Here is an 8,277-nt window from a genome sequence, read left to right as displayed (position 1 = left end):
AAGGGACGCAAATTTTCTGAGGGCAAAAAGCAGCTTGAGGAATTAATTAAAAAGTTTGGCGAAAAAGGAGGATAATAAAACGTGGGCCGGGGGGGGACAGCTCGCGTGGCCGCCCCCTCCCCGGCCGCGATATTTTTGTTTGCTCGCTTCAAACTTAACTGTCCAACTCAACCGGGTTGAGTGATACCCGGTATACAACCCAAAAAAGAACAACTTATGATATATTGGCAACCCCTTCACGAAACACAAGACGTAGAACTCCCTGATGTCGAAATATGGAAGATTTAAATTCTTATATAGAAAAATATATAGAAAAAGCTGAACCTTATTTCTCTCATCCTCAGACACCAGATTCAGTGGTATCCGAGCTCTATCTCTCTTTATTCCTAACTCCGGGAGCTTTTATTCCGCCAATACCACCTTCTTTGGTCAAAACGATTATCTACCCTAGTATCTTCGCCATCAGAAGTACCACCAGAAAAAGTTTCGATTTTGTTGATTGTCTGGTTGTGACAATGATGGAGTCTCTCGACTGGGACATCCATGTAATGGAAGTGGCTTACCTACTACGGCTTAACTTTTTTAGGCTATTAGTTGAGCTATTAGGTGAGCTTTTTTCCTGGGTTACAAAGATTGACACAGTTGCCGATCACGATCGCACCGCCATCGCAGCCAGTCGCGACCCGCCTAAAATCTTTATTCCTATCCCCAAGATTGAATCGAGTAGTGGCTGCGCTCGCAGTGACTCACTTTTGCTCGCTTATTTTTAGCGAGCGAATTCCAATGTAGGCTCTAACTGTTTTGAAACCCTAAGTATAGACACCAAAAAACCGCTGCAAACAATTGGAACCTGTAACAGCGGTCTTTGGTAATAAAGCTCGTTAGTGGCGAGCTCACAACATGACCTCATTATACCTTATTGAGGGTATAGATTTAAGCTTTCAGGATTGCGTAGTCAAGTCTGGCATCAACCCTAAAATCTATACTCTAAACTTTGAACCTGTCAGCGGTAGAACCATTTACGACCTGCTGTACCGTGACACAGACCCTACAACTAACAGCAGCAGTGGCAGCGCCCAAGCCAAAAGAAATTATGCAAAGTGCGAGGGTGCGAGTGGCTTCATAGTTAACGGCCGCTTTCGACAGCTAACTGGGGAACCCCTCGCAATTGACAAGAAGGGACGCCCTCGCAGATACTACCAGCCACAAGGCAAGCCCCTAGAGGTATTTTGCCCGCTTGTGACTGTTGAAGTCTGGCGATCGGTAGCGGCTAAAGCTGGGTTATCAATGCCCGATTTGCCAGCCATCGGACTTAACGGGGAAGCGCTCGGATTCTGGGATTGGGTAATTGCCAGCGGTTGTCCGATCGTAATTACTGAAGGTGAGAAGAAGGCAGCGGCGCTAATTTCTCGCGGATATGCAGCGGTCGGACTTCCTGGGATTCACACGGGTTACAGAGTTAGAGAACGCGGGGATTGGGTAACTAAAACTGACGGCACACAATACCAGAAAGCAGCAGCGCGGGAACTGCACACAGCGCTCCAACCGCTTGACACAGCAGAACGTGAAATCACAATCGTCTTTGATCACCGCGCCGGGGATTATTCCCAGAGTCAGGAGTTTCGCGCCGCTAGCACCCTAGCAAAATTGTTCAAAACAGCGATCGCAAAAATTGCAATTTTGCCCGGCCCTCACAAAGGGGTAGATGATTTCTGCGTAGCTGGTGGCGATATTGACGCTGTGCTGTCTGCCGCCGAACTGTTCTCTAAATTGCAGGATGAGCGCTTGTGGCGGATGCACCGTGGGTTCTCCCCCGATATCCTCACCAATTCGCGATACTTTGACACCGATGCTCCCGGAAGCGGAAAAATCACGGCTATCAAGAGCGGGCTGGGAACTGGCAAAACTGAATATCTCAAAAACAAAGTAGCGGCAGACAGAACGGGCGTTCAAATTAACCTTACCTACCGCAACAGCTTGGGCTTGCAGCTTGCCGAAAAACTGAGCAGTTATCACCTGGATGCTCACGCTGGCTACAAAATGTTTGCGAACCCTGACGCTCGCTTAACTCTCTGTGTAGACTCTCTTCTTAAAATCCCCCTAGAACGGCTTGAAGGCTGCACCCTGATAATTGACGAGTCTGCAAGTGTCATCAAGCACCTTTTGACAAGCAGAACGCTCTTTGACAAACGGCTTGAGATTCTAGAACGCTTTGAACTTGCTTGCCAAAAGTGCGATCGTATTGTCCTCACAGATGGACATCAAGCCGATTGGGTTGTCAGCTACATTTCCCGGCTCTCTGGCAAAGCAGCAACCAAAATTCAAAACTTATTCCAGGGCGACACACCACCAGTATTTTTTGTCATCCCTGAAGCTGGTCAATCCTTGAAGAAGTTTGATGAATGGTACACCCAGCAAATTTTGGCCGCTACCTGTCCCGCCATAGCTACTGACTCCGTTGAAAAAGCTGAGGCAATGGCAGAACTTTTACAGGTTTCGCACGGTGAAGGCATCCTCCTAACTGCAAAAACTGTAACTGAGGCGTGGGCTAAAGAATTTTTGGCTGACCCTGACACCTATATTCGCGAACAACAGCCCGCATGGCTGATTTATTCTCCTACGGCAGAATCTGGGGTAGATATTTCCATCCTGCACAAATTCTCAGATATGTTCTGCTGGTTTGTGGGAACGATCGGTGTAGACGAGTGCTTACAAATGAGCCGCCGTGTCCGCCATCCTGAGCGCATCACTGTTTTTGCTGCTGAGCGTGGCTTGGGTTCATCTAAAGACGGTGACGCAACCTACTACAAACAAATCAGTGCAGCCATTGAGGAACGAGTAACGGCTGAAGCCATGACCCTGACTGACGAAGTGCTGAGTGCAGCCACAAGAGAAGCGATCGCCCAACAGGCACAATCGCCCCATCATGAGACTTACTGCAAAATCAAAGCTAAAGAAAACTTTGAGCGGCGTGATTTGCGGGGGTATTTGTTCAAAGCTTTTGAAGCTGGGGGTTATGCTCCGCAATGGGTACAAGCTGGCAGCTCCGAGTCAAACGAGCATTTGGAAGCCAAACAAGAATGTCGCGACAAAGCGGCCAGACAAATATTTGACGCTGATGATATCGATTTAAACCAAGCTCTCGAAATAGAACGCAGTTACTCCGCGTCCTGGGCAGAACGCTGTCAAGCCATCAAAGCTCGGCTCAAGGCTCGACTACCAGGAATAGAACGCTCGGCTCTGTGGACATGGGAGTTTGTTCGCCTGGTTCGTTTTGAAGACCGCACTTTATTAAATAAGCTCGAAGCTTCATGGCTCTTTAAAAACCAGGAGGATGCCGAATATTTACAGCGTCGCAAGTGGAAGCAACAGCTCCGAACTTTCCTGCCTGATATTTCCGATCGCTGGCTGAAGCTGCGACTCTTAAAAAATCTGGGGATTGAACAATTCCTAAACCCTGATAGCTCCTGGACTGCTGACTCTCCAGAAGTCCGAGATTTTATCAAGCGCTGCAAGAAAAAAGCTGTGGCTAACGTGCTGGGCTATCCCGACAAGAAAGCTCCCATGCGTTACATTAACCGCTTGCTTGCTAGTATCGGTGTCAAACTGGTCGCCCAACAAATTCGAGAGGGTTCTGAGCGCGTCTGGTCTTACCGATATCAGCCAGAAACTACCACCAAACTTACTTCAAAGGGTGCTCAGCGGGTTTGCTCCCTCCCTGAAAATTGGGATGTTTTGGTTGAGCTTACAGCCGTTCGCCTGGTCAAAAAAGTGGAAGATTTAAAACAGGCTGAATTGCTTGAGCAGCAAGGCTTTGAGGTTGTCACAGATGAAGCTATAAATAAACAAATACAGCAATCATCTGTGACAGAACCAACAGCGGAAAACACAACAGAGGTATCTGCTGTTGAGGAAGCTTGGGGCTGGGTCAAACGATGGGGTCAATGGGTTCGCTGTCATGCGGTCGGATGGTGTCAAGAGCGAACGCGCCGCTTAATTCAGTATCAGGCTCCGACTGGTGAGTGGCTGGATATGTTAACTTTCCCTGAAGATATTTGCTGGGATGGATCGACGTGAGTTGTAGTAATTCAAGCCCTAGCTCAGGATATGCCGATATCCTGATGTAGCAGCAAGGGTTACAGGGCTTAGGCTGGGAAATAAAGCTTTCCAACAAGCTAAATTCTGGTCACAATGAAATAAATATTACTTAGAGGTAAACGACATGAGCCGAGAGGAAGCAGTGCGGCGAATTGAGCAGGTTGCTGATGAAAATTTGACTAAATTAAATTTATTGGATTTGCAGTTGCAAGAAGTACCACCGGAAATTGTCAAGTGTATGCACCTGAAAAGCCTTTACCTGGGTAACAATCAGATTACCTCCATCCCAGAATGGCTGGGGCAACTGTCGAGTTTGACAGAGCTTTATCTTTTTAACAATCCAATTACCACTATTCCAGACGCGCTGGGGCAACTATCTAATCTGAAATGCCTTTACCTGGGTGACAATCAGATTACCTCCATCCCAGAGTGGCTGGGGCAACTGTCGAGTTTGATAGAGTTTCATCTTTATAACAGTCCAATTACCACTATTCCAGACGCGCTAGGGCAACTGTCGAGTTTGATAGAGCTTTATCTTTTTAACAATCAGATTACCTCTATTCCAAAGGCGGTCGAACAACTGTCCAATCTAGAACGGCTTGGCCTCAGTGGCAACCAGATTACCTTTATCCCAGAAGCGCTCAGCCAATTGTCCAATCTAGAACACCTTTATCTCAGTAACAATCAGATTACCTTCATTCCAGAGGCGCTCAGCCAATTGTCCAACCTGGAACACCTTGACTTCAGTAACAATCAGATTACCTCCATTCCAGAAGCGCTCAGCCAATTATCCAATCTGGAACACCTTGACCTCAGTAACAATCAGATTACCTCCATCCCAGAGACGGTCGGGCAATTGTCTAATCTGATATGGCTTAACATTAGTGTCAACCAGATTATCTCCATCCCAGAAGCACTCAGCCAATTGTCCAATTTGAAAGTTCTTGACCTCAGTAACAACCAGATTATCTTTATCCCAGAGGCGATGGGGCAATTGTCTAGTTTGACAGAGCTTCACCTTAGTAGCAATCAGATTACCTCCATCCCAGAAGCACTCAGCCAATTGTCTAATCTAGTGTGGCTTTACCTCGGTAACAATCAGATTACCTCCATCCCAGAAGCACTCAGCCAATTGTCCAATTTAAAACGGCTTAAGCTCCCTAATAATCAGATTACCTCCATCCCAGAGACGCTCGGACAACTGTCTAATCTAATATGGCTTTACCTCAGTAACAATCAGATTACCTCCATCCCAGAAGCGGTCGGACAATTGTCCAATTTGAAACGGCTTAACCTCCTTAATAATCAGATTACTGAAATCCCGGAGGAAATCCGCAACATGAAAAATTTGGAAAGACTAGATTTGCGAGGTAATCCGGCGCTACCCGAGCTGGATGCTGAGCGTCAAAAAATTGAATCTGAGGGATATTTTGATGCTGAAACTCTTCAAGACGCCAGACGACGGATAACTGCTTCTATTGTACAGCGACAGGGACAGCCTAAATTTCGACGTAAGTTGTTAACTGCCTACGCGGGTCGATGCCCAATAACTGATTGTGATGTAGAGTCAGCTATTGAAGCCGCCCATATAATTCCATATCAAGGTAATCAAACCAATCATTTAACCAATGGTTTACCGCTCAGGGCTGACATACACACTCTGTTCGATTTGCATCTACTATCAATTCGACCAGATACCAATGAAGTGGTGATTGCTCCTGAACTGGTTGGCACCTGTTATCAAGATTTGGCTGCTCGGAAACTGGCTTTGCCCCAGGATAAAAAAGCAGCACCAAATCAAAGCGCTCTCAGCAAACATTATGAAACTTTTCTCAACAAATGCAAGATTAGTCAGCTCAACGTTTATAAGGTCTAGATGGGGAAGTTACATATCCTGATTTAGGTTTAAGGGTTATAATTCTTATGTGTCGAAATACACTTTTACTTTACTTTTCTTTACAGTATGCAAACGATAAACTCAGACCCAAACAACATTCTAATTTCAGCTTCAATAGGGGTATTTTTATCTGGAACATGGTTGTTATACAATCTAGGTTTATTCAGATTTATTAGCATTAATGATGAAAAGAAAATACTCATACCTACATTCTTGTTTGTCATTACACCATTTTTATTTCCATTTCTTTTCACACATCCCTTGCCCGGTGCTTTACCATCCCTTCTTCCTGTCACTACCTTTATAATAGGCCAGCTTCTTGCAGAGTCTAATAATAAAAAACAACTATCTGAGAAAGAAAAAGAGATTATTCATCAACTTCATGCCAAATTATCATTCAATTTTGAAACTGCTAAAAAGAACGAATCGTATATAAAAAACTATATTACTAGAGAGCCATCCCCTTGCTATAACGATTTAACCTTTATGGAAGATATCAAAGAAGATTCAATTAAACTGGTATCTTTTCAGGGACTGATACCAGAGCACTTACGTTTAGTTAATAATAATCTAATTGTTTCGATTCAACAGTGTGCGAGAATAATTGACAAATTTAATATTGATCTTGCCAAGAGGAAAATTAATGAAAAAGAAATTGAAGAAAATTATTTAACCGATATTACTCATCCTAAAAAACTTAGTAATTATCGCATTATTAAAACAATTGATGTTGATTTGCTAGATTATACAAATAATTTTTTATCATATCAAGATAAATTCTCAGATATGTGCATAAAATAATAATTTTTTATTTTTTTATAGTTTAGGCTTGCACCTTGCTTTATTAAATAATACTAGGTGCAAGTGTGACGCAGAAAAGCTAGACCGCCACCGCTCCAATCGCATTGCCTAACTAGACTCAAATCCCAAAAAGCAATCTTTAAGTTGGGATTTGAAGCCGAAAATTTTGTTTAGCTCGGGGTGCAGGGTAGGGGGGGAGTTGCAGGGTATTGACTACAATAGTTGCAGCCAACTTTGTGCTGTCGGGGGTTAGGGTGTCTTACGTCTTACGCTTTTGTCTTACTATTACACCTCAACAATCTAGCTTCTGTCTCAAAGCTAGATTGTTGGGGCTGGTTTGGTTGCCAAGATACTTGATGCACCGTTGTCTGAAAATGGCACCCACTTCTAAAAGTTAGAAAGTTAAATAAAACTCAGAAATTTTTGTATCCTGACCTAACCGTACCCGTTTCAAGTCGTAGGCGGGGAAAATGTACTATCCCCGCCTAGAACAAGGTTTTGGAATGAGTGGGAAATTCCCTCTTCCCGCCTAAAGCTCCCAGCGGGATTTTTACGACTGGCCGCCATTGTCTCCTTCTGAGCCACAATTAAAAAATCGGCCATCGGAAAAATAGCCGCCTGCCCGTCCGGCTGAGGACACCAAAAAGTCCTGTGTCACGCGCTTGACACTACTTAACGTTATTGCTAGATTAAGTGAAACGCTTGACACAAGGGATTCATTTGTTATGCCTAACCCTAAAGGACACGAAGACTCAATCAAAGATTCCCGCTTTAAAGCTGCTTGGCAGAGTGGCCCGACTCGCACCATTCGAGTTCCGATTGCTCTGGCTAACGCTACTCTAGATTATGCCCGACAACTTGACAACAAACAGTCTCAATCGCGTGACACAGCAGATAGCCATAGTAGTTCCGCACTTGACAACAAACAGTCTCAATCGCGTGACACAGCAGATAGCCATAGTAGTTCCGCACTTGACAGCAAACAGTCTCAATCGCGTGATACAAGCGGTTCAATAGAGGAATTGAAGCGATTAAAGGGTGAATGTAAGAGACTTCAGAGTTTAGTGAGTGACCTAAGAATTGAGCTGTACCATAGACGACGCCCTGAAATTGAGCTACCAGACGCGGCTGACTTGTTAAACAGGCTCAAAGCTAAGCGTAAGAAATCAGCGGCAACACTCGCAGACATTGAAGCAATTTTGGAGATGATTGAAGGGTAAACCCCAAAAGGGAATTAGGAATCACGCCCCCTAAAAAGGGGCTTTACTTGTACAAAACTTTACAATTGCAGGGTTGTATTTTCTCTACGAAGCTGCGATCGTAAGTAATTAAGGAAGATGTTGCGCGACTGAGTAGCGATTGAGCCCGCTAAACAAGTCACGACTTCCCCAAACTGTTCTGTTACAACGTTTGGAGCCTAACTATAATGCCATATTCAGCCGATTGCCTTGAGGGGCGATCGCAACTCTTAACGGAGTTGG

At 44.8% G+C, this 8,277-nt stretch carries 5 protein-coding genes; all 5 read left to right on the top strand.

Annotated features, from left to right (window positions below; translation table 11 throughout):
- The first annotated feature begins 275 nt into the window (after nucleotides 1–275).
- The 5 genes from Q5691_RS26940 (at nucleotide 276) to Q5691_RS26920 (ending at nucleotide 8,016) form a co-directional block, all read left to right on the top strand.
- The gene (locus tag Q5691_RS26940; RefSeq protein ID WP_333348238.1) at nucleotides 276–770 is read left to right on the top strand and encodes a hypothetical protein; all 495 of its coding nucleotides are present in this window, start codon (nucleotides 276–278) and stop codon (nucleotides 768–770) included.
- Between the two features lie 130 nt (nucleotides 771–900).
- Nucleotides 901–4,077, top strand: coding sequence for a plasmid replication protein, CyRepA1 family (locus tag Q5691_RS26935; RefSeq protein WP_333348235.1), 3,177 nt, complete (start codon nucleotides 901–903; stop codon nucleotides 4,075–4,077).
- Nucleotides 4,078–4,222: 145 nt separating this feature from the next.
- Entirely contained in the window at nucleotides 4,223–5,974 is a 1,752-nt protein-coding gene (locus tag Q5691_RS26930; RefSeq protein WP_333348233.1) for a leucine-rich repeat domain-containing protein, read from the top strand.
- 87 nt (nucleotides 5,975–6,061) lie between these two features.
- Nucleotides 6,062–6,796: a hypothetical protein gene (locus Q5691_RS26925; RefSeq protein WP_333348231.1), complete on the top strand. Its 735-nt coding sequence runs from the start codon at nucleotides 6,062–6,064 to the stop codon at nucleotides 6,794–6,796.
- Nucleotides 6,797–7,521: 725 nt separating this feature from the next.
- Complete coding sequence (locus Q5691_RS26920; protein WP_333348228.1) at nucleotides 7,522–8,016, top strand: hypothetical protein; 495 nt, start codon at nucleotides 7,522–7,524, stop codon at nucleotides 8,014–8,016.
- Nucleotides 8,017–8,277 lie beyond the last annotated feature (261 nt).

Source organism: Microcoleus sp. w1-18aA5, assembly GCF_036701705.1.
Classification (GTDB): Bacteria; Cyanobacteriota; Cyanobacteriia; order Cyanobacteriales; family Microcoleaceae; genus Microcoleus.
This window is presented reverse-complemented; position numbering and strand designations above follow the sequence as displayed.